We start from the raw sequence: 22,992 nt of genomic DNA, 5'->3' as shown, positions 1-22,992 counted from the left end.
AGTGACCCGTTGACCCTTTCCCCCGAACAGGCTGTGCATTTCGGCCCTTACCGGATCTACCCCGGACAACGTCTGGTGCTGGAGGCCGACCAGCCCCTGCGCCTGGGTCGGCGCGCCATGGACATTCTGTTGATCCTGCTGGAGCACCCCGGGAATGTGGTCAGCAAGCAGCAACTGATCGCTCGGGTGTGGCCCAAAAGCGTGGTGGAAGACATCAACCTGCGAGTGCACATGGCGGCGCTGCGCAAAGCCCTCGGCGACGGTCAGGTCGGCCAGCGCTACATCGTCACCGTGGCCCAGCGTGGTTACAGCTTTGTCGCGCCGTACTCCCTGGAACACGTCGAGCAATGTCCCGCGAGCGGGGGGCACGGGCCGAGCGACCATAACCTGCCCATTCGTCGGACTCGCATGATTGGTCGCCAGGCTTTGGTCGATAGCCTTGTGGCACAGCTGTCACGCCAGCGTTTCATCACCCTCGTAGGCCCTGGCGGTATCGGCAAGACCACCGTGGCGCTGCGCGTCGCCGAACAACTGATCGGTCGCTACCGGGACGGCATTCGCCTGCTGGACCTGGCCCCGATCAACGACCCTTTGATGATCACCACCCACCTGGCGACGCTGCTCGACCAGTCCTTGCATGACGCCGAACCGATGAGCTGTCTCGCGACCTTCCTGCGCGAGCGGCAGATGCTGCTGGTCATCGATAACTGCGAACACCTGATCGACGCCATTGCGTTGCTCAGCGAAAGCATCCTTCGCGGCGCGCCCGATGTGCACATTCTGGCCACCAGCCGCGAGAGCCTGCGGGCCGAAGGCGAATTCGTTCAACGCCTTGAGTCTCTGGACTGCCCACCGCCGATCGCCGTGCTGGACCGCACCCAAGCCTTGACCTTTTCGGCTCTGCAATTGTTCGTCGAACGGGCGATGGCCAGCCATGACAGTTTCGAACTGACGGATGACGAGCTGCCTCTGGCGATCGAGATTTGCCGCCGTCTGGACGGCATTCCTTTAGCGATCGAACTGGCCTCGGCGCAAGTGAGCAGCCTTGGCCTGAGTGGATTGCTGACGCAACTGCAAGGCAGTTTTCGTCTGCTCACCCAGGGCTGTCAGACGACGCTGGGCCGGCATCAGACCCTGCGCGCAACACTCGACTGGAGCTTCGAGCTGCTGAGTGCCTGCGAACAGACCTGCCTGCAGCGACTGGGTGTGTTCAGGGGAGGTTTCACGCTGGAATCGGCGGCCGCCGTGATTGTCGGCGAACACATCGAACCCCGAGAGGTGTTTGGCTCGATCATGCAACTGGTGGCCAAGTCACTGCTGAACGTGGAGGTGGGCGACGAAGAGGTGTTCTACCGTCTGCTCGACACCACCCGCAGCTATGCCCTGGAAAAACTCGACCAGGCAGCTGATCTACCAGACACCCGGGCACGCCACGCCGAACGCTGCCTGGCCTTGATGCAGCAGGCCCAGAACGACTGGGAGCACATCCAGAGCGGTATTTGGATCGAGCGTTATGCCCGCAGTCTGGAAGACATTCGCTCGGTCCTCGATTGGGGCTTGAACGCTCAAGGGCCGCAGTCACTGGCGATCCGACTGGCTGCGGCTTCGACGCCACTCTGGCAGGAACTATCGCTGCTCAAGGAACACGGCGTATACGTGCGCAAGGCCCTGGCACTGCTCGAATCGACGCCCGAGCCCTGCCCTCGTCTGAAAATGGCCCTCAAGCTTGCCCTCGGCAGCTCCTGCTACCACACCCAAGGTGGCACCGCCGAAACCGTCGAAGCCTTTGTGACCGCCAGAACCCTGGCCGAACGCTGCAACGACGTGGCCGGTCAGCTTAGAGCCGTGTCCGGGCACATGGCGGTCAATCTCAGTTGCGGCAACTACCAAGCGGCCCTGGAACAGAGTCTGCAATTCGATCGGCTGGGTTTGCAAGACGATGCCATTGTGTCCCTGAGTACTCACCGTTTGCAGGTGCTGGCCCTGCACTTTGCCGGGGATCAGCAACTGGCACGGGAGAATGCTGAACGGGTCATTCAGCACATGGCCCAGAGCGGACACATCAATCGCTTCACCCACGGCTTTGGCGTCCAGTACGACCAGAGCGTCGCCGCCCTGACCATTCTGGCGCGGATCCTCTGGTTGCAGGGCCATCCCGAAAAAGCCTGGCGCACCGCCCGTCAGGCGCTGGACATCGCGATCCAGATCAATCACGGTACGTCCATCTGCTACACCCTGGCACTGTCCGGTTGCCTGATCGCCCACTACAACGGCGACACTCAAACTGCCCGCGAACTCTTGCGCCTGCTGCTCGAACAAGCACAAAAACATTCGGTGCTGCTGTTCTACAACTGGGCCCGGCACTATGCGCAGGTGATCGATGGCAATGATGCACATTCGAACCTGCAACCCGGCGCCGGGCTGATCAAGGAAATCATGGTCACCCTGGATACCGGCTTCGTCGATGACGCCTTGCTGGCACGGGCCGAAAACGGTGCGGCGGGCTGGAGCACGGCGGAAATCCTTCGGGCCAGAGCGGATGCTCTGCTTGCAGAAAACTGCCAGAGCGTAGCCGAGACCGTTCTGCTCAAAGCGCTGGCGGTGGCAAAAGCCCAGGGTGCTCTGGCCTGGGAACTGCGCACTGCCACGTCACTGGCCCGGCTTTGGCAGCGTCAAGGCTACTTCCAACAAGCCCATGACCTGCTGGCGCCGATCTACAACCGGTTTACCGAAGGCTTTGCCACGCCAGACTTAACCAACGTCCATCAGCTGCTCGATGAGCTGCAACGACAGCGGTCCGCCTGAAACCCAGCGTGCCCGGCTAATGTAGCGGGCGTAACGCATTTCGAAGGCCCGCAAGTCACCACTGTGTTCGAGCTTCTCCAGCGCGTAAGCGCGGGTGGTGTTGAGAAAGCGGTAACGCGCCACGCCACTGCCCTGCTCCACCGACAGCAGTGATTTCACCGCCAGTCGCTCCACCACTTCCACCAGGCTGGTCGGCCGCAGCACGGCACAACTGATCACGCTAATGGCCGCGTCCAGGGTGAAAGCCATTTTGAACACCGCCAAACGCTGCAATACAGTTTGCTCCAGCGGGCTCAGCCGCTCATAGCTCCAGTCCAGCGCGGCCTTGAGCGTCTGATGCCGTGGCACGGCTGTGCGCCGGCCTTGGGTCAGCAGCTGAAAACAGTTGTCCAGTTGCGCTTGCAGCCCCACCAGCGCCAGCGCATCGATCTGCGCCGCTGCCAGTTCGATGGCCAGGGGCAAACCGTCGAGGCGCCGACAGATTTCACGCACGGCCTTGAGGTCCTGTTCGCGCAGAGCAAACCCTTGTTGACGGGCACGGGCACGGCTGACAAACAACTGCACCGCCGAATAGCCCATGGCCTCGGTAACACAATGCAGCGCCGACATCGGCGGCACCGCCAGGGCTGGCAAACGCTGGACCGTTTCCCCCGCCACCTGCAGCGGTTCGCGGCTGGTGGCCAGGATCGATAGCCGTGGCGCCGAAACCAATAGGCCCTCCACCACCGATCGGCAACGTTCGAGCAGGTGCTCGCAATTGTCGAGCACCAGCAATGCATGCCGTTGCGCCAGTGCATCCAGGCCAACGTCCAGCTCAAGGGTGTGACTCAGATGATCGACGAGCCTCGCCGGGTCATCGATTGCCGCCAGATCAACGATCCAGACGCCATCGCGATAGTGCTGCAACAGCAGCTCGGCCACGCGCAAGGCCACCGTGGTCTTGCCAATGCCGGCGGGGCCGATCAGGGTCATGAAACGGCGAACCGGTAACTGCCGAACCACACTGCCAACGACCGAATCTCGGCCGGTCACTGGCGTGAGCCGCGCAGGCAAGTTGTGCTGGTGCTTCTGAACGGTCTCAATCGAAACCAGCGTCCCTTCCAACTCGCGCTGCACTGGGGCGATGAAGCTATAACCGCGCTGAGGAATATTAACGATGTAGCACTGTCCGTTCTGGCCATCGCCGAGGGCCCGACGCAGGGCAGCAATGTGCACGCGCAGGTTGATTTCCTCGACCACCGAAGTCGGCCAGACGTGGGCGATCAGTTCGTCCTTGCTGACCACGTTGCCGGCGCGCTCGACCAGCACCTGGAGGATATCCAGTGCCCGCCCACCCATGCGCAGCGGCCGATCACCTTCCAGAATCAGCCGTTGACGCGGGTGGAACGCGTAGGGGCCGAACCGCAGCACCGCATCGCTGTTTAAATCTCTGAGGCTGTTCATACACGTTCACGTGCTGAAAACCTGGGCCGGCGTCCATTGCGCGAGCTCGCCCAGGCTCCCGCACCTCCATCGTCAAGAGTTCACGGGTATCTTGGCAGGCATGGATGATGGCACAACTGCCACGCAAGGAGCATTACGGCCATCGCGGTGCGCGGAACGGACAATCAACCGTCAGCTAAACTGCTCGCGGTACTGGGTCGGGGTCAAGCCAAGCTTTTCACTGAACAGAAAACGCATGTGCCGCACGCTGCCGAAGCCACTTTTATAGGCCACGGTCTTGAGCGGCAAGTCGCTGGTTTCCAGCAGGTTTCTGGCGCAGTCGATGCGCGCGCTTTGAAGAAACTCCATCGGCGTCATGTTCACTTCCCGGGCAAACACCCTGGCAAAATGACGCGCACTCATGTTGGCCAGACTGGCCATGCGTTCGATGCTGAAGGCTTCGTCGAGGTGTTCGAGCATATGGTTCTGCACCCGGGTGATCGGCGTTTCCTGGGGTGCCACCGCCACCATCAACGGACTGAACTGCGCCTGCCCGCCCTGGCGCTTCATCACCACCAGCAACACCTTGGCCACGTCCTGGGCGATTTTTTTGCCGTGGTCCTCGGCAACCACCGCCAGCGCTAGGTCGATGCCGGCGGTGACACCCCCGGAGGTAATGAGATTGCGGTCCTGCACAAAAATCTGATCGGTCTCGACGGTGGCCTTGGGGAAGCCTTTGATCAGCCGTTCGGTGTAGTGCCAGTGGGTGGTCACGCGATAGCCGTCCAGCAACCCGGCGTGCCCTAGCACGAACGCGCCGGTGCAGATCGAACCATAACGGTTCGCCCGGTTGACGGCGCCCTGAAGCCAGCCGAGCAGCGGTGGATGCTTTTCGTTGTAGGCCCCCGGCCCGCCCGGCACCAGCAACAGGTCATAGCCCTCGCATGCCTGATCAATATGCAGATCGGCCTGGACTCTGACGCCATTGGAGGCGCGCAGCGCGCCGTGTTCGGTGCCGATAGTCGACAGCTCATAGCCCTCGCCCTGTTCCAGATAACGATTGGCAATGGAGAACACCTCCATGGGGCCGGCCATGTCGAGCAGGAGAAAGTCTGGGAACAGCACCATTGCCACGGTTTTCATGGGTTCAAAATCACTGAGGTCACTAAAAGAGAACGGCTTAATTTCATTGCGCCGAACATCAAACCCTTGTGGTCTGGCGCCCGGCATTATGGCCAAGTGTAACAATAAGGATACATGAACCTGCTCCCATAACTGTCAACCTAAACGAGACAGTATTTCAATTTTCATCTACTTATTGCACTTGCCGGCAAACATTAACCTTCTCCTCACTCGGACGAATTCACGTCCTGACAGGAGTTTCATCATGCTGACCCTTCGCAAAGCCTCTGATCGCGGCGCGGCCAATCACGGCTGGTTGAAGTCGTTCCATACCTTTTCCTTTGCCAACTACCGCAATCCGCGGGAGCAGGGTTTTTCCGACCTGCTGGTGATCAACGATGACCGCGTGGCAGCCGGTAAAGGCTTCGGCCAACACCCGCACCGGGACATGGAGATTTTCTCCTATGTGCTCGAAGGTGCCCTGGAACACAAGGACACCCTGGGCACCGGTTCGGTGATCCGCCCCGGCGATGTGCAGTTGATGAGCGCCGGCAGCGGCGTGGCCCACAGTGAATACAATCACTCGGCGACCCGGCCGGTGCACTTCCTGCAAATCTGGATCGTGCCGGACGTCAGCGGCGCCAAACCGCGTTATCAGCAAGAGCACTTCAGCACGCAGAAGAAACGCGGTCGTCTGCAACTGATCATATCCCCCGATGGGGCCAACGGTTCGTTGCGGGTGCGTCAGGATGCCCGGGTCTATGCCGGCCTGATCGATGGCAAGGAAACCGCTACTTTGGCGCTGGACGCCAACCGCTACGCCTACGTCCACGTGGCTAGCGGTAGCGTCGAACTCAACGGCGTGCAGTTGCAGGAAGGCGACGGCGTGCGGGTCAGGGATGAACAGGCGCTGACCCTGACCAATGGTGTAGATGCCGAAGTGCTGGTGTTCGACCTGCGGCCTCAAGAATTACCGGAAATGCCGTGACCGTGAATAGCCTGGGGGCCTCAACGCCTCCGGGCATCACTAATGGGTGTGAGGAAACGCTTCGACAAGTAGGGCGGCCGCGAAAACCGAGTGCAATCTTGAGATCGTGCGTTAGCAAAAAAAGGCACAAACATACAGGCGTGTTACCGCCGTATAAGCAACTCTAGGTACCTACGTTCGGAGGTACACCATGAAGAGCCCGATGCTTTGCTTCTGCCTGTTGTGTGTAGGAAAGGTTATGGCAGCAGACTCGACAGAGCCCGAAACGTCAGACTTTCTAAAGGACGCAACGCTCAACGTTCTCAGTCGAAATTTCTTCTTAAACAATGATAACCACTCCCAGAACGCTGCGAAAAATTACCAGCGGGAATGGGCGCAAGGCTTCATCACGACGTTTGAGTCAGGCTTCACGCCCGGAACATTTGGTTTTGGTGTGGATGTGCATGCTTTTGTCGGGCAAAAACTTGATGGCGGTAAGGGGCACTCAGGAACCGGGCTTTTACCCGTCGACAGTGATGGAGAGTCCGCTCGAAACTTCAGCGACGGCGGCGGCGTGATCAAGGCTCGTCTCTCACAGACCGTTATTAAGTTCGGTGAGATGGAAGTAGAAAGCCCAGTCTTCGACACCTCCGACAAACGCCTGCAACCTGAATACGCAACCGGGTGGCTCTTACAAAGTGACGAGCTTGCCGGCATACACTTGGTCGGTGGCAAATTCACAGCATTCAAAAACCAGGACTCCTCCTCTTCCAAAGGGGATTTTGCTGGGTATGGCGTTAACACCGATGTGGGCTCAATCAGCTTCGTTGGAGCTGACTTCACGTCCAACAAGAACCTAGGTGCCAGGCTCTATGCCTCCCAGCTAACAGACACTTGGAGGCAGTATTACGCCAACGTGTACGCCCGTCGCGGGGATACGTTTGTAGATTTCAACATCTACCGTACGGTTGACTACGGGCGCTCTGCCGCAGGAGCCATCAGCACAACAGCTTATAGCCTTTCTGCCAAACACAACATTGGCAGCCAAGCCTTTACCCTGGCGGCCCAAAAAATTCATGGTGACACACCTTTCGATTTCGTAGGGGGCGACTCCATATACCTGGCCAACTCCATCAAGTTCGCCGATTTCAATGGCGCCCATGAGAGCTCCTACCAAGCCCGCTACGACCTAGATTTTGCATCCATGGGCTTTCCTGGACTCAAGTTCATGTCACGGTATGTGACTGGACGTGATATCGACGGCACTCATGCGCCGCAAGGAGGGGCCTACTTCCCTTTTGATACGAGCGAACAGGACTTTGTCCCTCAGCAAGGCAAAGGCGGAAAGCACTGGGAGCGTGACATTGATCTGAGCTACACCGTCCAGTTCGGGCCGGCGAAAGATCTTTTACTGCATTTCACCCACGTCTCTCATCGGGCGAATGAAGCACAAGGCGGGCCGGACATCGACCGCATTTACTTTGTCGTTGAGTACAACTTCAAACTGCTGTGATCCCTTACCCTTTGAGGAAGTGACGGATCTGAACAGGCATACCATCCGCTTGGAAACGCCTTTGCCGCGGACCGCCCAAGCGGGTGGCGGCGATGTCGTGGCGATCCTCAACCGCAATGAGCCGGCCTTCTATTGCGTCCCAGCTGATCGGTATGAAGCCATGCTCGACTTGATTGATGATCTCAAGCTGGCGAAGGAAGTGAAGGCGCAGCTAGAAGCCAACGAGCCCCGGATTCCCGCCAAGATAGTCAACGGCGATCTGCTCGTTAAGGGCGAGTCGGGGTTTGACGATGCCAAGTAAGTATCAACTGAACTTCAATAGCGCGGCGTAGAAAGCCTGGAAAAAGCTGGATGCCGAAACACGCGGGCTGTCGGTTAAAAAACTTGATCAGTGGCTGGTTAACTCGAGAGCCCCGGCCGACAAGCTGTACGGACTCAAGAACTGCTACAAGACTAAGCTCTGGTCGCTCGGCTAAGCGACACAAAAGGCCGGTCCACATCTTAACCATGCGCCAGACGTGCATCGTGAGAAACTGCGCCGTACTTGACCATCAGTTTTTGCGTTTTCATTGACCAGTCAATTGCATTCAATATAACCACGCATTTGCAAACGGGATGACCACTTCCGCAGCACAGTATGGCCTGCATACGCCACCTTCGGCAGCTTGCTGCTGCCGTGCTCATGGGGTATCGAAAGAATTCGCATAAAATACGGGCTTGATTAGGATAATCGTAGGGACATAAATTTTAAAAAATCAGCATAATTTCATTGTAAAACAGGTGCTTATTTTCTATTCGAGTCCAGGTCGTTCAATCGGCGTGACAAACACCGAAAAGTCACCAGCAACAGCGATGCCGATGATGGTGCCGCAGCCCGGGGAATGGACTGCACCTGACTGACAGTCGGGCATGCCCCGGTCATCGCATCACTGCCTTCACCCGACTCAGGATCTCGCGGCGCCGGTCTCATCAGCCAGTGCAGCCTCCACCCGCCCACCGCTATCGGTGTTCAGGAGGCCAGATCATGAGATGCCCAAGCTCCCGGTCGTAAAGAGCCGTCAGTCCCGCGTTAGTGGACAAACCTCACAGGTCGCAGGAGCCTTGATCCCTGATAACACTCAACAGCCGTGGCGGGATGAGTGAGGGCGAAGTCAATAACTGCAGCATAGCGATGCAACTGTACGAAGCGTTCGAGCCACCACAACCGTTGCTGGAATACCGGCATGCGTCACTGCCCTACCCGGTCGAAGCACCGGCAGCAGGTAGGTGGACAGGATCAGCCCCCACTGGAACGCCCTGCTTCTCTTTCTGCAAGAAAACGAAAGCGATGATGATGGCCTTGGTCGGTCGGAGTGATGGTCGTAACTTTGGCTATGGCCACCAGCTGAGCTACGCCGGCCCACAAGCGCTAAAGGATCTATTTGCCGGCGGCCACTTCGCCACGGTCAAAGCTCATAGCGATCGCTGGCAAGAGTTCGTGCATTGGTGTCGGTCAGAGGACGGTCCCGGTTACAACGATGCGAGTCAGATCGATTGACGGACGCTGCTGGACTACACCGCTTAGAAACTGTCGGGAAAAATAGCCTTTGGTCGCAAAGCACTGAGCCATTCAGGGTATGGGCCAAAGTATGGGCTGGGATTTTTTTCAGAAACACAGAAACGAAAAAGCCCTGAATAATCAGGGCTCTAACGTATAAGTATGGCGGTGAAGGAGAGATTCGAACTCTCGATACAATTTCTTGTATACACACTTTCCAGGCGTGCTCCTTAAGCCACTCGGACACTTCACCGTATCTCGTCAAACAAGTTCTGTCTGTCGAGGCGCGCTAATGTAGTCGAAAGCTTTTCCGATGGCAAACTTTTTTTGCAGAATTTTCATGCGCTTAGCGTTTCAGTCGTTCGAGCAGGTTCCAGTCCATGGCAAACCCGCCAATCTCCGGCTTCGCGACTTCCTCTATATAGAGGGGAATGCGCGGTTGGCGTGGCGGGCCACGCTTGCCGGGCGGGGAAAGGGTGACTGGGCGGTCAGTCATGGCGCTTTACCTGGCCTGCGGCGGTGGGTAACGTCTGCGCTACTTTATTGAAAGGAATAGCGTCATGAGTGAGTTGATTTCCTACCATCTCGAAGACGGTATCGCGACCCTGACCTTGAGCAATGGCAAGGTCAATGCCATCTCTCCGGACGTGATTGCTGCGTTTAACGCTGCGCTGGATCAGGCGGTGACTGATCGTGCGGTGGTGATCATTACCGGTACGCCGGGGATGCTGTCGGGCGGTTATGACTTGAAGGTGATGACCTCCGGCCCTAAAGAAGCCGTGGCGCTGGTGACTGCCGGTTCGACCCTGGCTCGTCGTCTGTTGTCGCACCCGTTCCCGGTGATCGTCGCGTGCCCTGGGCATGCGGTGGCCAAGGGCGCGTTCCTGCTGTTGTCGGTGGATTACCGCATTGGTGTCGACGGCCCGTTCACCATTGGTTTGAACGAAGTGCAGATCGGCATGACCATGCACCACGCCGGTATCGAGCTGGCGCGTGATCGTCTGCGCAAGTCGGCGTTCCACCGCGCGGTGATCAACGCTGAGATGTTTAATCCGCAAAGTGCCGTGGATGCAGGGTTCTTCGATCTGGTGGTATCGGCCGAAGAGCTGCAAGGCGCGGCGCTGGCGGCGGCTCGTCAGTTGAAGAAGATCAACATGATTGCTCACAAGAACACCAAGCTCAAAGTGCGCAAGGCGCTGCTGGAGAGGCTGGACAACGCGATTATCCTGGATCAGGATTTTTCGGTTTAAACCCAAACGTGCTGCACGAAAAAGCCCGACCGTCGTGTCGGGCTTTTTCTTACGTGCTCCGTTGAAAAGCCGACAACCGCTCTAGATCGCATCTGACCCATAAGTCGGAAACATGCGCTCAAACATCGTCTATCTCCCGCCTCTATAGTGGCAATTGCCGAAAACAGTGCACATCCGTACACTGCGCCACCTTTTGTCCCGGTGGGGCCTGTAAATGTTGTTTGTGTTTCGTATGTTATTGATGGGCCTGCACTTTATTCTGGCCGGTGTGCTTGGGGTAATTCTCGGCCTGTGCCGACCGTTCAACCCGGACAACAGCCGATTGTGCGCGCGCCTTTATGCATGGCCGGCGATGTGCATTTTGCGTTTGCGGGTGAAGGCCGAGGTCGGACCGCTGCTGGATAAGCCCGACAGCTGCGTGATCATCGCCAACCACCAGTCCAACTACGATCTGTTTGTGTTCGGTAACGTGGTGCCCCGCCGCACCGTATGTATCGGCAAGAAGAGTCTGAAGTGGGTGCCGCTGTTCGGTCAGTTGTTCTGGCTGGCGGGCAATGTGCTGATCGATCGCGGCAATGCGCAGAAAGCGCGCCAGTCGATGCTGACCACGACTCACACGCTGCAGAATGAAGACACTTCGATCTGGGTTTTTCCGGAAGGCACGCGCAACCTGGGTGAAGAGTTGCTGCCGTTCAAGAAAGGCGCCTTTCAAATGGCCATTGCCGCCGGGGTACCGATAGTTCCGGTATGTGTCAGCAGTTACGTAAAACACATGAGATTGAACCGTTGGCGCAGTGGGAAGATTCTGATCCGCTCGTTACCGGCGATTCCTACGGCTGGATTGAGCCTGGACGATATGCCGCTGCTGATTGCTCAGTGCCGCGAGCAGATGCGCGAGTGCATCGCTTCGATGGATCGGCAACTGCAAGCCGCTTAAAGGAAACCCGCCTGGTGCGGGTTTTCTTTTGCCTGCGAGTTTTTGCCTGCGAACTCAACAGATTTCACTGACTCTCAAGCAGCAGACAGGGCTAAGCTGGAGACTGCCTGCCACTGCCATCATTGCTAATTGAAAGCTGCCAATAAGAAGTGAATCACTATCATGGGTAGAGTTGTTGCTGCTGCGGTTTATAGCGCCGGTAAGAAAGTCACCAATATCACCCTCGACGAAGGCGCTGCCTGGGCTGCAAAGCCTGGCCACTTTGTCTGGATCGGCCTTGAAGAGCCAAACGCCCAGGAACTTTTCAATCTGCAACGCCAGTTCAACCTGCACGAACTGGCCATCGAAGACGCCTTGGAAAAACACAGTCGACCGAAACTGGAAACCTTCGGCGACGCGCTGTTCATCGTCACGTATTCGCCGATCCGCCATGAAGGCAAACTGCAGTTCATCGAAACGCATATCTTTGCCGGCAACGGTTACATCATTACCGCACGCAACGGCCACTCCGCTTCCTACGCCTATGTCCGACAGCGCTGTGAGGCGCGTCCGCTGTTGCTGGAGCACGGGGAAGATTTCGTACTCTATGCCATCCTCGACTTCGTGATCGAAAACTACCAGCCAATGGGCGAGGCGATCCACGCAGAGATCGATGAGCTGGAACGCAACGTCATGTGTGGTTCCCTGAACGAGCGCGACATTCAAAAACTCCATAGTCTGCGCCGGGATGTTTTGCGTTTGCGTCGTTATGCGGCGCCGATGGTAGAGATTGGCGAGGAACTGCAAAAGCTCAACTTCCCGTTCATCGACAAGAACATGCGCCCGTACTTTCGCGATGTGCAGATCCACGTGACGCGGCAGATGGAAGACCTGACGACCCTGGCGGACATTGCCAGCCAGACCATCGAAGTCGGGGTATTGCTGGAGGCATCACGCCAAAGCGTAGTGCAGCGCAAGTTTGCGGCGTGGGCGGCGATTCTGGCGTTCCCGACGGCAGTGGCGGGGATTTACGGGATGAACTTCCAGAACATGCCGGAGTTGAGTTGGCATTACGGGTATTTCGGGGTGTTGGGGTTTATTGCGGTCGGTTGTGTGGGTTTATGGGCGAGCTTCAAAAAATCCGGGTGGTTGTGACAAGCGTTGTGGCGAGGGAGCTTGCTCCCGCTGGGTCGCGTAGCGGCCCAAAAAAGAGGGGACTGCTGCGCAGTCCAACGGGAGCAAGCTCCCTCGCCACAGGTTCTTTGTCAGCCCTTTAAATCGACCCGGATTCAGGCTTGTGCGCAACAAACCGCATCATCCACTCCGCAACGGTAGTGCCGTGATGGTCGTGTTCTAGGCTCGCCATACCTTTCGAGTAAATCTGCTCGCCCAGCGCTTCCTGACGAATATCCAACAAGGCACGCGAGTAATCGTGAATGAACTCCGGATGTCCCTGGAAGCACAGCACTTGATCGTTGATGTGGTACGCGGCGAACGGGCAGAAATCGCTGGAAGCGATGACCGTAGCGTTTTCCGGTAGTGCAGTGACCTGGTCCTGATGGCTGATCAACAAGGTCAGCTCTTCCCTCACCGGGTTCATCCACGGCGCCTTGGCGGCGAGTTTGTACTTGTGGGTGCCGACGCCCCAGCCTTGGGTCGCGCGCTCGCTTTTGCCGCCCAGCAGCAGCGCCAGCAGTTGATGGCCGAAGCACACGCCCAGCAGTTTGTCGCCACGCTCGTAGCGGGTCAGCAGGTAAGCCTTGAGAGTTTCAATCCACGGGTCGGTGCCGAAGGAATCGGCCTTGCTGCCGGTGACCAGGTAGGCATCGAAGGTCAGATCATCGCCGGGATACTCGCCCTGCATCACGTTGTACACAGTGAACTCGGCAGCGATGGGTTGCTGCGAAAACAGACGCTGGAACATCTGCCCGTAACCCTGATATTGATCGACCAGTTCCGGACGCAGGATGTCGGTTTCCAGAATGCAGATGCGTAACGACATAAAAAATACCTGACACGTGATGGGAATAATGCACACCCCAGAGCCTGCCTTGAAACACAGTGGCAAGGCAAGCCCCGGAATGCGTCATCCGTCCCCTAGAACGCCTCCCCTTTGGCCGCTTTCTCCAGCAATAGCGCAGGGGGCGCGAATCGCTCGCCATACTGCTCTGCCAGGTACTGGGCACGGGCGACGAAATCTTTCACGCCGTACTGGTTGATGAACTGCAGCGCACCGCCAGTCCAGGCGGCGAAGCCGATGCCGAAGATCGAGCCGACGTTGGCGTCCGCCGTCGAGGTCAATACCCCCTCCTCCACACAGCGCACGGTTTCGATGGCTTGCACGAACAGCAGCCGATCACGCACGTCCTTCGGCGAAATCTGCCCGTCAGCCTTCTCGAAAAGGCTTTTCAGCTCTGGCCACAGATGTTTCTGCCCACGGGCCGGATAATCGTAGAACCCTCTGCCAGCAGCCTTGCCCGGACGCTTGTATTCCTTGAGCAGCAAGTCAATCACGGCGAATGCCGGGTGCTCAATCAGCGGTTTCCCTTCTGCTCGCAGGTCTTTCGCGGTTTGCTGGCGGATATGGCTCATCAGGCTGAGGGAAACTTCGTCGGAGATCGCCAGAGGTCCGATCGGCATGCCGGCCTTGCGCGCTTCGGTCTCGATCATCGGCGCGCTGACGCCTTCGCCCAGCATGGCGATGCCTTCGTTGGTGAAGGTGCCGAACACCCGCGAGGTAAAGAAACCACGGCTGTCGTTGACCACAATCGGCGTTTTCTTGATTTGCTGTACGAAATCGAACCCGCGCGCCAGGGTTTCGTCGCTGGTGTGGGTGCCTTTGATGATTTCCACCAAGGGCATTTTCTCCACGGGGCTGAAGAAATGCAGGCCGATGAACTTGCTCTGATCCGGCACCGCAGTCGCGAGGCCGCTGATGGGCAAGGTCGACGTGTTGGATGCAATCACCGCCTCCGGGCCAACGATCTTTTGCGCCGCCGAAGAGACGCTGGCTTTCAAATCGCGATCTTCAAACACCGCTTCAATGATCAGATCACAGCCGGCCAGGTCGGCATCGCTTTCAGTGGGGTGAATTCGCGCCAGCGTGGCATCGCGTTGATCGGCATTCAATTGGCCACGCGCAACCTTCTTGTCCAGCAGCGCTGCCGAATGAGCCTTGCCCTTCTGTGCCGCCGCAAGATTGATGTCCTTGAGCACCACCTCGATGCCGGCCGATGCGCTGACAAAGGCGATTCCGGCGCCCATCATGCCGGCGCCCAGCACACCCACGCGACGCGTCACGTAGGGTGCAAAGCCTTGGGGCCGTGAGCCACCGGCATTGATTTCGTTGAGCTGGAACCAGAACGTGCCAATCAGGTTTTTCGACACCTGGCCGGTGGTCAATTCGGTGAAGTAACGGGTTTCGATCAAGTGCGCGGTGTCGAAATCCACCTGAGCACCCTCTACCGCCGCGCAGAGGATTTTCTCTGGCGCAGGCAGGCAGCCCTGGGTTTTGCTGCGCAGGATCGACGGCGCGATGGCCAGCATTTGCGCGACTTTCGGGTTCGACGGCGTGCCACCGGGAATCTGGTAACCCTTCACGTCCCAACGCTGCACAGCCGCAGGATGGGCAATAATCCAGGCGCGCGCCTTGGCCAGCAGTTCGTCACGATCCGCCGCCAACTCATCAATCAAACCTGCCCGTAGCGCCTGCTGCGGCCGGACCTTCTTGCCTTCGAGCAGATAGGGCAAGGCTTTTTCAATACCGAGCATTCGCACCATGCGCACCACCCCGCCGCCGCCCGGCAACAGGCCGAGGGTGACTTCCGGCAGACCGAGTTGCACCGAAGAATCGTCCAGCGCAACCCGGTGATGGCACGCCAGGCAGATTTCCCAACCGCCACCCAACGCGGCGCCGTTGATCGCGGCGACCACCGGTTTACCGAGGGTCTCAAGGGTGCGCAGTTGCCCTTTGATTGTCAGCACCATGTCGTAAAAGGCTTTGGCTTCGGGCTTGCCGACCTTGATCAGTTCGTTGAGATCGCCGCCGGCGAAGAAGGTTTTCTTGGCCGAGGTGATGATCACGCCGGCGATAGTGTCTTTTTCGGCAACCAGTCTGGCGACACACGCGGCCATGGCTTCGCGGTAGTCCGCGTTCATGGTGTTGGCGCTCTGGCCCGGCATGTCGATGGTCAGGACGACGATCTGGTCCTGACCTTTTTCGTAACGGATGGCTTCGGTCATGAAAGGGTTTCCTTGAAGTCGGTCGGGCTCAGAGGCGTTCGATGATGGTGGCGATGCCCATGCCGCCGCCGACACACAGCGTCGCGAGGCCATAGCGCAGGCGCCGGGTTTCCAGTTCATCGAGCAGCGTGCCGAGGATCGCGCAGCCGGTGGCGCCCAGCGGGTGGCCCATGGCGATGGAGCCGCCGTTGACGTTGACCTTGTCCGGATCGATTGCCATGTCCTTGATGAATTTCAGCACCACCGAGGCAAACGCTTCGTTGACCTCGAACAGGTCGATGTCTTCGACCCGCAACCCGGCCTTGGCCAGAGCCTTGCGGGTGGCCGGCGCGGGGCCGGTGAGCATGATGGTCGGGTCGGTGCTGGTGACGGCGGTGGCGACGATTCGCGCCCGCGGCTGCAAACCCAGCGCGCGGCCCTTGGCCTCGGAGCCGATCAGCATCAGCGCGGCGCCATCGACGATCCCGGAACTGTTACCCGCCGTGTGAACGTGGTCGATCCGCTCGACATGGCTGTAGACCCGAAGTGCCGTGGCATCGAAGCCCATTTGCCCGATCATCTCGAAGCTAGGCTTGAGCTGGCCCAAGCCTTCCAGGGTCGATCCGGCGCGAATGAATTCATCGTGATCGAGCAGGATGATGCCGTTCTGGTCCTGCACTGGCACCAACGATTTGTTGAACGAACCGTCGGCCCTCGCCCGCGCAGCCTTTTGCTGGGAGTGCAGCGCATAGGCATCGACGTCCTGACGGCTGAAGCCTTCCAGCGTGGCGATCAGGTCAGCGCCCACGCCTTGAGGGGCGAAATGGCTGTGAAAACTGGTTTCCGGGTCGTGTGCCCAAGCGCCACCATCGCTGCCCATCGGCACGCGGGACATGGACTCGACGCCGCCGACCACCACCAGGTCTTCGAAGCCGGAACGCACTTTCATTGCGCCGAGGTTCACCGCCTCCAACCCCGAAGCGCAGAAGCGGTTGATCTGCAAACCCGCCACGCTGACGTCCCAATCCGCCACCTGGGTCGCGGCTTTGGCAATGTCGGAGCCTTGATCGCCGACGGGCGTCACGCAACCAAGCACCACATCGTCGACCTGACTGGTATCGAGAGAGGTGCGCCGTTGCAGCGCGGTGAGCAGCCCGGCTACCAGGTTCACCGGTTTGACGCTGTGCAAGGCGCCATTGGCCTTGCCTTTGCCGCGGGGCGTGCGTAACGCGTCGAAAATCAAAGCTTGGGTCATGACGTTCTCGAACCTGGGCAGGGGAGTAAATTCAGAGTCCCCACTCTTAGCCCGAGCAGCCCGGGATTCAATGACCGCAGTGCTCACAGACGTTGACGGTCACGCTCAGACGGACGGTAGGCAATCAGCGGATTAACCGATTCAGGACAGCAAGCTGTCTAGCAAACGGGCGCCCAAGAAGCTGGCAATAGGCCTCATGCCTTTTTAAGAGCAATTTATGCCAAGCCCATACGAAATGGATCTAAAGCAAGCGTGACGCGGCCTCTAAGGTGAACTTGTACGAAGTTGTCGTCGGGTTTTGCCGAGGCGCTCGTCAAACAGGAAGTGCAACGCTCTGCCGTCATGGAGAAATGCAGGCAGGCATCAGGAAATAACAATAAAGGCGGTCAAGCCATGTTCAAACAATCAAAAGTACGTCAAGCCGGGCTCATTCTTTTCGCCACTACGCTGTTATTGATTTTGCCGAACCTGACCAAGGTGATCGGTTAGTCGGTCAATAAAAAATACGGCGCCAGGTTTTTGTATCGCCCTCTAAAAATGTGACTGGCTCGCTACCCGGGTCAGCGTGAGTGTGCCAACCTTTGCGGCACTTCCACGACATGGACGGCGATCATTTGAAAACGCTCATTGTGTTCGGGGCCTTGCTGCTCAGCACGCCCCTGTCTGCCGCACAGCTGAACCTTGAGCTGGGCGCGAGCAGTCGCACCTGGCAAACCGAGGAGTTGCTCAAGCATCCTCAGGCTCAGACCATCACCATCAACAACGACGTTTCCTACAAACGGGACATGAGCTATCGCGCTGTTCCGGTGGCTGCGTTGTTGACGGGCATCAAGCCTGAAGACCATTTACAGGCGGTAGCCCTGGATGGTTTTGCCGCAGAACTGTCAGCCGCACCGTTGCTCAATTCCCAGGGTGCGCGCGCCTGGTTGGCGATTGAAGATCCCGCCAAGCCGTGGCCACCGCTGTCGGAAGCCAAACCCGGCGCCGGGCCGTTCTATCTGGTCTGGACCGATCCGCAGGCGGGCGACATCAGCCCCGAACAATGGCCCTTTCAAGTCACGAGCATCAAGCGCATGGCGCCGGTGGCCGAGCGCTTCCCTGCCCTGCGGCCCGATCCGGCGTTGAAGGCTGACGATCCGGTGAACAAGGGCTTTGCGCTGTTTCAGAAGAATTGCCTGGCGTGTCACCGATTGAACGGCGCTGGGGATGCGCAGTTTGGGCCTGACCTGAACATTCCGTTTAACCCGACCGAGTACTTCGGCGCGGATTTCCTCAAGCGCTACATTCGTGATCCGCAGAGCTTGCGCCAGTGGCCTCAGGCGAAGATGCCCGGGTTCTCGGCGTCGGTGTTGCCGGACGAGGATCTGGAGAGGTTGGTGGGGTATTTGAAGCACATGGCTGGGCGCAAGACGAAGCCCTGAAGACATCCCTCCCTGTCAGTGATCGTTCCCACGCTCCGCGTGGGAATGCAGCCCGTGACGCTCTGCGTCACATTCAAAGCCGAACGCGGAGCGTCCGTGGAGGCATTCCCACGCAGAGCGTGGGAACGATCGGTGGTAGGTTACTGCTGTTGGACGGAGATCACCGGCGCTGGCGTCGGCGAGACAAACACCTTCGCATGCATCTGCTCGCAACCACCGCCACGCCGCATGCCACGCACCGGGCAGGCATCCAGGTAATCCAGGCCCACCGCCAGTTTCAGATGACGCTCGGGCCGCGCCAGTTCATTGGTCACGTCGAAGCTGTACCAGGCGTCATCCAGCCAGGCTTCCGCCCAGGCGTGACTGGCCAGGTGTTCGCTATTCTCGCTGTACAAATAGCCCGACACATAACGCGAAGGAATGCCCAGGCTGCGAGCGCAGGCGAGAAACGCGTGGGTATGGTCCTGACAGACGCCCGAACGCCCGGCGAAGGCCTGCGCGGCACTGGTATCCACTTCGGTGGAGCCCGGCGTGTAGGTCATGTGCTGGTTGAGGCCATGCATCAAGTCGATCAGCGCCGTGCGATCCCGGCGTTGCTTGCACGCCTTCTCGGCGAACGCACGCAGGGCTTCGTCGGCTTCGGTCAGGCGCGTGAAACGCAGGAACGGCAGCGCCGACTGGCTCTCATGCTCCGCCTCGCGCAATTCGTCGATGTCCACCTGGCCCCGGGCGCCGATGATGATCGCCTCGTGGGGCTCGTCCATGGTCAGCACGTGCAGGATGTTGCCGAACGGATCGAGTTGCGCGCGCACCGGGCGCGGCAAGTCGAGCTGCCAACTGAGCACGTGCTGGCGCTCGCTGTCGTGGGGGGTCAGTCGCAGATACTGGATGCTCGCCCGCACCTGATCTTCATAGTGATAGGTGGTCTCGTGGCTAATGGAAAGTCTCATGCAGCCTCCAGGTAGGAACTGTGTATGGCGTTACCCAACTGGCGCACCAGCGGGATGAACTCGGTCAGCCAGGCGTGCAGGCCTTCGTCGAGAATTTCGGTGATGCCGGTGTAGCGCAGGCGTGCGTCCATTTCCGCCGCCAGGCGTTGCGCGGGACGGCCGTTGGCCCCCGGCAGCTGGGCGAGGATCTGGTCGATTTCTTCGGTGCAGGCGCGCAATGAACGCGGCACGTCGGCACGCAGCAACAGCAACTCGGCCACATGCCGGGCGCCGGGTGCGTCGCGGTAGATCTCGGTGTAGGCCTCGAACGAGGACAATGCCCGCAGCAAGGCGCTCCACTGGTAATAGGCGTGAGCGGTGCCGTCACTGACCGCCTCAGCCTGATCGCCAGCCATTTCGTAACGGGCGTCGAGCAGGCGCAACGTGTTGTCGGCCCTTTCGATAAACGTCCCCAGGCGAATAAAGCGGAACGCATCGTTACGCATGATCGTGCCGTAGGACGCGCCGCGGAACAGGTGGGAACGCTCCTTGATCCACTCGCAGAAACGGCTCATGCCGTAGCGACTCAAGCCTTGATCGGCAATCCCGCGAATTTCCAGCCAGGTGGCGTTGATGTTTTCCCACATGTCGGCGGTGATTCGCCCACGCACCGCATGGGCACTGGCTCGCGCAGCGCCGAGGCAGCTGTAGATGCTCGCCGGGTTGGCAGCGTCCAGGGCGAAAAAATGCAGCAGCCGTTCAGCATGCAGATCGCCGTGGCGCTCCAGGTAATCGTCCAGGGTGCCGGTGATCAACAACGGCATGGCGAGTTCGTGCAGACCGTCACCACGGCCATCTTGCGGCATCAGCGACAGCGAATAACTGATGTCGAGCATCCGTGCGAGGTTTTCCGCCCGCTCCAGGTAACGCGACATCCAATACAAATCCGAGGCAGTTCTACTTAACATGGCAGGCTTCCTTCAATCCTCGACCACCCAGGTGTCCTTGGTTCCGCCGCCCTGGGATGAATTCACCACCAGGGAGCCTTCGCGCAGGGCGACACGGGTCAAACCGCCGGGCACAACCCGGGTTTCGCGGCCAGACAATACAAACGGACGCAGGTCGATGTGGCGTGGAGCAATGCCGTTTTCGACAAAGGTCGGACAGGTCGACAGGGACAACGTCGGTTGCGCGATGTACGCGTGGGGCTTGGCTTTGATCCGCTCGCGGAAAGACTCGATTTCCGCCGCCGTCGCCGCCGGCCCCACCAGCATTCCGTAACCGCCGGAGCCCTGGGTTTCCTTGACCACCAGTTCCGGAAGATTGGCCAGTACGTGGGACAGTTCGGAGGGATTACGACACTGCCACGTCGGCACATTCTTCAGAATCGGCTCTTCATCCAGGTAGAAACGGATCATGTCCGTGACGAAGGGATACACCGACTTGTCGTCCGCGACCCCGGTGCCGATGGCATTTGCCAGCACGACATTGCCGGAGCGGTATGACGACAGCAGCCCTGGAACGCCAAGCATCGAGTCCGGGTTGAACGCCAGCGGATCAAGGAACGCATCGTCGAGGCGACGGTAGATCACGTCGACGGCTTTCGGCCCGTCCGTGGTGCGCATGAACACCTTGTCATCGCGCACGAACAGGTCCGCGCCTTCCACCAGCTCAACGCCCATTTCCCGGGCCAGAAACGCATGCTCGAAAAACGCGCTGTTGAAGCGCCCCGGCGTCAGCACCACCACGCTCGGGTTGTCGATCGGGCTGGAGCTTTTCAAGGTATCGAGCAACAGGTTGGGATAGTGGTCGATCGGTGCGATGCGCTGGGCCGCGAACAATTCGGGGAACAATCGCATCATCATCTTGCGGTCTTCGAGCATGTAGCTCACGCCGCTCGGTGTACGAAGATTGTCTTCGAGCACGTAGTACGTGCCGTCGCCATCGCGCACCAGATCGACACCGGAGATGTGGGAATAGATATCGCGGTGCAAATCCAGCCCTTGCATCGCCAACTGATATTGCTCGTTGGCCAGCACTTGCTCGGCCGGAATGATGCCGGCCTTGATGATGCGCTGCTCGTGATAGAGGTCGGCGAGGAACATGTTCAACGCCTTGACCCGCTGAATGCAGCCGCGCTCGACGACTCGCCATTCACTGGCGGGGATGCTGCGGGGAATGGTGTCGAAGGGAATCAGGCGCTCTGTCCCTTGCTCATCACCATAGAGCGTGAATGTAATCCCGGCGCGATGAAACAACAGATCGGCCTCGCGTCGCCGTTGTGCCAAAAGCTCGTCAGGCGTTTCGGCCAGCCAACGGGCAAACTCCCGATAATGCGGGCGGACCTGGCCGCCGGCATCGTACATCTCATCAAAATAGGTGCGGATCATGCCGTACTCCTTGTCACCCGGACATGCAGGCCTTCGCAAGGCCCGTGCCATCGGCATAAACGCTTTGATATCAATCAGTTGAATAATCGCATCGCACGCACCGCACCAATCCTGTGCGGTAAATGCCCCCACCTGATCGCCCCCGCTTCATTGCGAAGCAATGTTGTTGCCTATCACCAGCATAGCCAGAGTTGATTTCACTGCCCGGGAGGCGATGCGGATAATCCGCGCATTCGCTGGAAATCTTGACGAACTTCCCTTTGGCCGCCTGTTTAGGCGGCTTTTTTTTGCGTCGTTGAAACGTTATGAATCAAAAACACGATCTTTTGTCTTTCAAACCGCGAAAACGAAAACGGCCAACCCGAAGGTCAGCCGTTGCTGAGTGTTGTCACTGTTCATAAGTTATGCGAGTCGCCCTCGTACCTCCTGCTTGACGCCCCATCCTTCGATGATGCCGCCCAAAGGCTCAACCACCGCCTCGAAATCCTGCTCGAAATCGCCGATGCCGTCATAAGTGGCGTACATCACTTTGCTCAGTTCCAGGTACCACGCGCCGTCATCGCGCACGCTGATTTGTGCATTCAAGGATTCACCACAGTAATGCCCTGCCGCCCTGCGCGCCCGCTCCTCGTCCGGAAAAATGGCGTAGAACTCGATGGGATGGAATCTTGAAAAGTCGAAGCCGCCTTCTTTCATGCGGCGCAACACGCTGGTGCTGATGTCTTCTTGATAGGCTGTGCTCATGAAACGTCCCCCTCAGACTGATGGATAGACTTTCCGTAATCCCGGCACTCGCAACCGAATGGGGCGAGCGATGCGGCAACAACGTTGCCGGTGGGAAGCAAGCATGTAGCTGACAAGACCAGACCTTAGCGATCCGTTCGCTGATCTCGGTTGCAGAGTAGCCTCAAGATAGAGCCACTGCCAAGGCCTGGTTAGAAATGTGACAGGAGATGTTCAGATTGGCGTGATGCTGAGGATTTCAATGCTGTTCTGGGTTTTCAGACTTTTGACAGTCGGATCATCGGCGCGCCCTTCCAGATCGTTGAGGTCCAGTTCGGCAGCCACAGGCAGACAGCGGGCGCGAATGAGCTTCGCGGCTTGTTCGTTGTTCGGGCATTCATCGCTCTCGAACACCTCGTCAACTTGTTCACCGTGATCATCAACGAAAGTGACTTTCCACTTTTGCATCAGTGCCTCCTCGATAAAACCCATGGATGGGCTTACATGTATCTCGACATCCT

The 22,992-nt window shown here is 58.7% G+C and carries 19 protein-coding genes, 1 tRNA gene and 1 pseudogene; 9 read left to right on the top strand and 12 right to left on the bottom strand.

The window, feature by feature from the left end; genetic code table 11:
• Positions 1-9 precede the first annotated feature (9 nt).
• On the top strand, positions 10-2,805 hold the full coding sequence (locus PFAS1_RS20365; protein ID WP_076030309.1) for an ATP-binding protein: 2,796 nt from the start codon (positions 10-12) through the stop codon (positions 2,803-2,805).
• Here PFAS1_RS20365 and PFAS1_RS20360 read toward each other — a convergent pair.
• Both PFAS1_RS20360 and PFAS1_RS20355 read right to left on the bottom strand, forming a co-directional pair.
• Positions 2,752-4,248: an ATP-binding protein gene (locus PFAS1_RS20360; protein WP_076030308.1), complete on the bottom strand. Its 1,497-nt coding sequence runs from the start codon at positions 4,246-4,248 to the stop codon at positions 2,752-2,754. The two genes, PFAS1_RS20365 and PFAS1_RS20360, sit on opposite strands and share 54 nt — an antisense overlap.
• 171 nt (positions 4,249-4,419) lie before the next feature.
• On the bottom strand, positions 4,420-5,370 hold the full coding sequence (locus tag PFAS1_RS20355; RefSeq protein WP_076030307.1) for a GlxA family transcriptional regulator: 951 nt from the start codon (positions 5,368-5,370) through the stop codon (positions 4,420-4,422).
• Between the two features lie 244 nt (positions 5,371-5,614).
• Between PFAS1_RS20355 and PFAS1_RS20350 the strand changes: the two genes are divergently transcribed.
• The 4 genes and pseudogenes from PFAS1_RS20350 to PFAS1_RS20335 form a co-directional block, all read left to right on the top strand.
• A complete protein-coding gene (locus PFAS1_RS20350; protein WP_076030306.1) occupies positions 5,615-6,337 on the top strand; it encodes a pirin family protein in 723 nt (240 codons plus the stop codon).
• Positions 6,338-6,527: 190 nt separating this feature from the next.
• Positions 6,528-7,829, top strand: a complete 1,302-nt coding sequence (locus PFAS1_RS20345; RefSeq protein WP_083671754.1) for an OprD family porin — start codon at positions 6,528-6,530, stop codon at positions 7,827-7,829.
• A 49-nt stretch (positions 7,830-7,878) separates the two neighbouring features.
• Positions 7,879-8,130 carry a type II toxin-antitoxin system Phd/YefM family antitoxin gene (locus tag PFAS1_RS29945; protein WP_232252145.1) on the top strand — a complete coding sequence of 84 codons (252 nt, stop codon included), beginning with the start codon at positions 7,879-7,881 and terminating at the stop codon, positions 8,128-8,130.
• 1,032 nt (positions 8,131-9,162) lie between these two features.
• Positions 9,163-9,363: pseudogene (locus tag PFAS1_RS20335) on the top strand (integrase domain-containing protein); the annotation flags it as partial.
• Positions 9,364-9,529: 166 nt separating this feature from the next.
• Here the strand turns inward: PFAS1_RS20335 and PFAS1_RS20330 are convergent.
• Both PFAS1_RS20330 and PFAS1_RS29560 read right to left on the bottom strand, forming a co-directional pair.
• A tRNA-Ser gene (locus tag PFAS1_RS20330) sits at positions 9,530-9,619 on the bottom strand.
• Positions 9,620-9,712: 93 nt separating this feature from the next.
• Positions 9,713-9,862 carry a hypothetical protein gene (locus PFAS1_RS29560; RefSeq protein WP_156886736.1) on the bottom strand — a complete coding sequence of 50 codons (150 nt, stop codon included), beginning with the start codon at positions 9,860-9,862 and terminating at the stop codon, positions 9,713-9,715.
• A 64-nt stretch (positions 9,863-9,926) separates the two neighbouring features.
• Between PFAS1_RS29560 and PFAS1_RS20325 the strand changes: the two genes are divergently transcribed.
• The 3 genes from PFAS1_RS20325 (at position 9,927) to PFAS1_RS20315 (ending at position 12,687) form a co-directional block, all read left to right on the top strand.
• Positions 9,927-10,616: a crotonase/enoyl-CoA hydratase family protein gene (locus PFAS1_RS20325; protein ID WP_074874870.1), complete on the top strand. Its 690-nt coding sequence runs from the start codon at positions 9,927-9,929 to the stop codon at positions 10,614-10,616.
• Positions 10,617-10,830: 214 nt separating this feature from the next.
• Positions 10,831-11,553 carry a 1-acylglycerol-3-phosphate O-acyltransferase gene (locus PFAS1_RS20320; RefSeq protein ID WP_076030304.1) on the top strand — a complete coding sequence of 241 codons (723 nt, stop codon included), beginning with the start codon at positions 10,831-10,833 and terminating at the stop codon, positions 11,551-11,553.
• Positions 11,554-11,715: 162 nt separating this feature from the next.
• Complete coding sequence (locus PFAS1_RS20315) at positions 11,716-12,687, top strand: magnesium and cobalt transport protein CorA (protein ID WP_074874866.1); 972 nt, start codon at positions 11,716-11,718, stop codon at positions 12,685-12,687.
• A gap of 118 nt (positions 12,688-12,805) precedes the next feature.
• Here the strand turns inward: PFAS1_RS20315 and PFAS1_RS20310 are convergent, their stop codons facing one another.
• From PFAS1_RS20310 to PFAS1_RS20300, 3 genes are all read right to left on the bottom strand, one after another.
• Positions 12,806-13,534 carry an amidotransferase gene (locus tag PFAS1_RS20310; protein WP_076030303.1) on the bottom strand — a complete coding sequence of 243 codons (729 nt, stop codon included), beginning with the start codon at positions 13,532-13,534 and terminating at the stop codon, positions 12,806-12,808.
• Positions 13,535-13,629: 95 nt separating this feature from the next.
• A complete protein-coding gene (locus tag PFAS1_RS20305) occupies positions 13,630-15,774 on the bottom strand; it encodes a 3-hydroxyacyl-CoA dehydrogenase NAD-binding domain-containing protein (RefSeq protein ID WP_076030302.1) in 2,145 nt (714 codons plus the stop codon).
• Between the two features lie 28 nt (positions 15,775-15,802).
• Entirely contained in the window at positions 15,803-17,008 is a 1,206-nt protein-coding gene (locus PFAS1_RS20300) for an acetyl-CoA C-acetyltransferase (protein ID WP_076030301.1), read from the bottom strand.
• Positions 17,009-17,607: 599 nt separating this feature from the next.
• On the opposite strand from PFAS1_RS20300, the gene PFAS1_RS20295 reads away from it, so the two are divergent.
• Positions 17,608-18,429, top strand: coding sequence for a c-type cytochrome (locus PFAS1_RS20295; RefSeq protein WP_076030300.1), 822 nt, complete (start codon positions 17,608-17,610; stop codon positions 18,427-18,429).
• Between the two features lie 140 nt (positions 18,430-18,569).
• Here the strand turns inward: PFAS1_RS20295 and PFAS1_RS20290 are convergent, their stop codons facing one another.
• The 5 genes from PFAS1_RS20290 to PFAS1_RS20270 all read right to left on the bottom strand — a co-directional run bounded on the left by PFAS1_RS20290 (position 18,570) and on the right by PFAS1_RS20270 (position 22,939).
• Entirely contained in the window at positions 18,570-19,379 is an 810-nt protein-coding gene (locus tag PFAS1_RS20290; protein WP_074874856.1) for a transglutaminase family protein, read from the bottom strand.
• The gene (locus PFAS1_RS20285; RefSeq protein ID WP_033055742.1) at positions 19,376-20,326 is read right to left on the bottom strand and encodes an alpha-E domain-containing protein; all 951 of its coding nucleotides are present in this window, start codon (positions 20,324-20,326) and stop codon (positions 19,376-19,378) included. The genes PFAS1_RS20290 and PFAS1_RS20285 overlap by 4 nt, the downstream gene beginning before the upstream one ends.
• Positions 20,327-20,338: 12 nt before the next feature.
• On the bottom strand, positions 20,339-21,748 hold the full coding sequence (locus PFAS1_RS20280) for a circularly permuted type 2 ATP-grasp protein (protein WP_007902187.1): 1,410 nt from the start codon (positions 21,746-21,748) through the stop codon (positions 20,339-20,341).
• 402 nt (positions 21,749-22,150) lie between these two features.
• Positions 22,151-22,492, bottom strand: a complete 342-nt coding sequence (locus PFAS1_RS20275; protein ID WP_008148805.1) for a ribonuclease E inhibitor RraB — start codon at positions 22,490-22,492, stop codon at positions 22,151-22,153.
• Positions 22,493-22,705: 213 nt separating this feature from the next.
• Positions 22,706-22,939 (bottom strand): hypothetical protein, encoded by a 234-nt coding sequence (locus PFAS1_RS20270; RefSeq protein ID WP_008148802.1) that lies wholly within the window; start codon positions 22,937-22,939, stop codon positions 22,706-22,708.
• Positions 22,940-22,992: the final 53 nt, after the last annotated feature.

The organism is Pseudomonas frederiksbergensis (assembly GCF_001952935.1).
GTDB lineage: Bacteria > Pseudomonadota > Gammaproteobacteria > Pseudomonadales > Pseudomonadaceae > Aquipseudomonas > Aquipseudomonas frederiksbergensis.
Note: the sequence above shows the minus strand (reverse complement) of the source record. Positions and strands in the feature narration are given on the sequence as shown.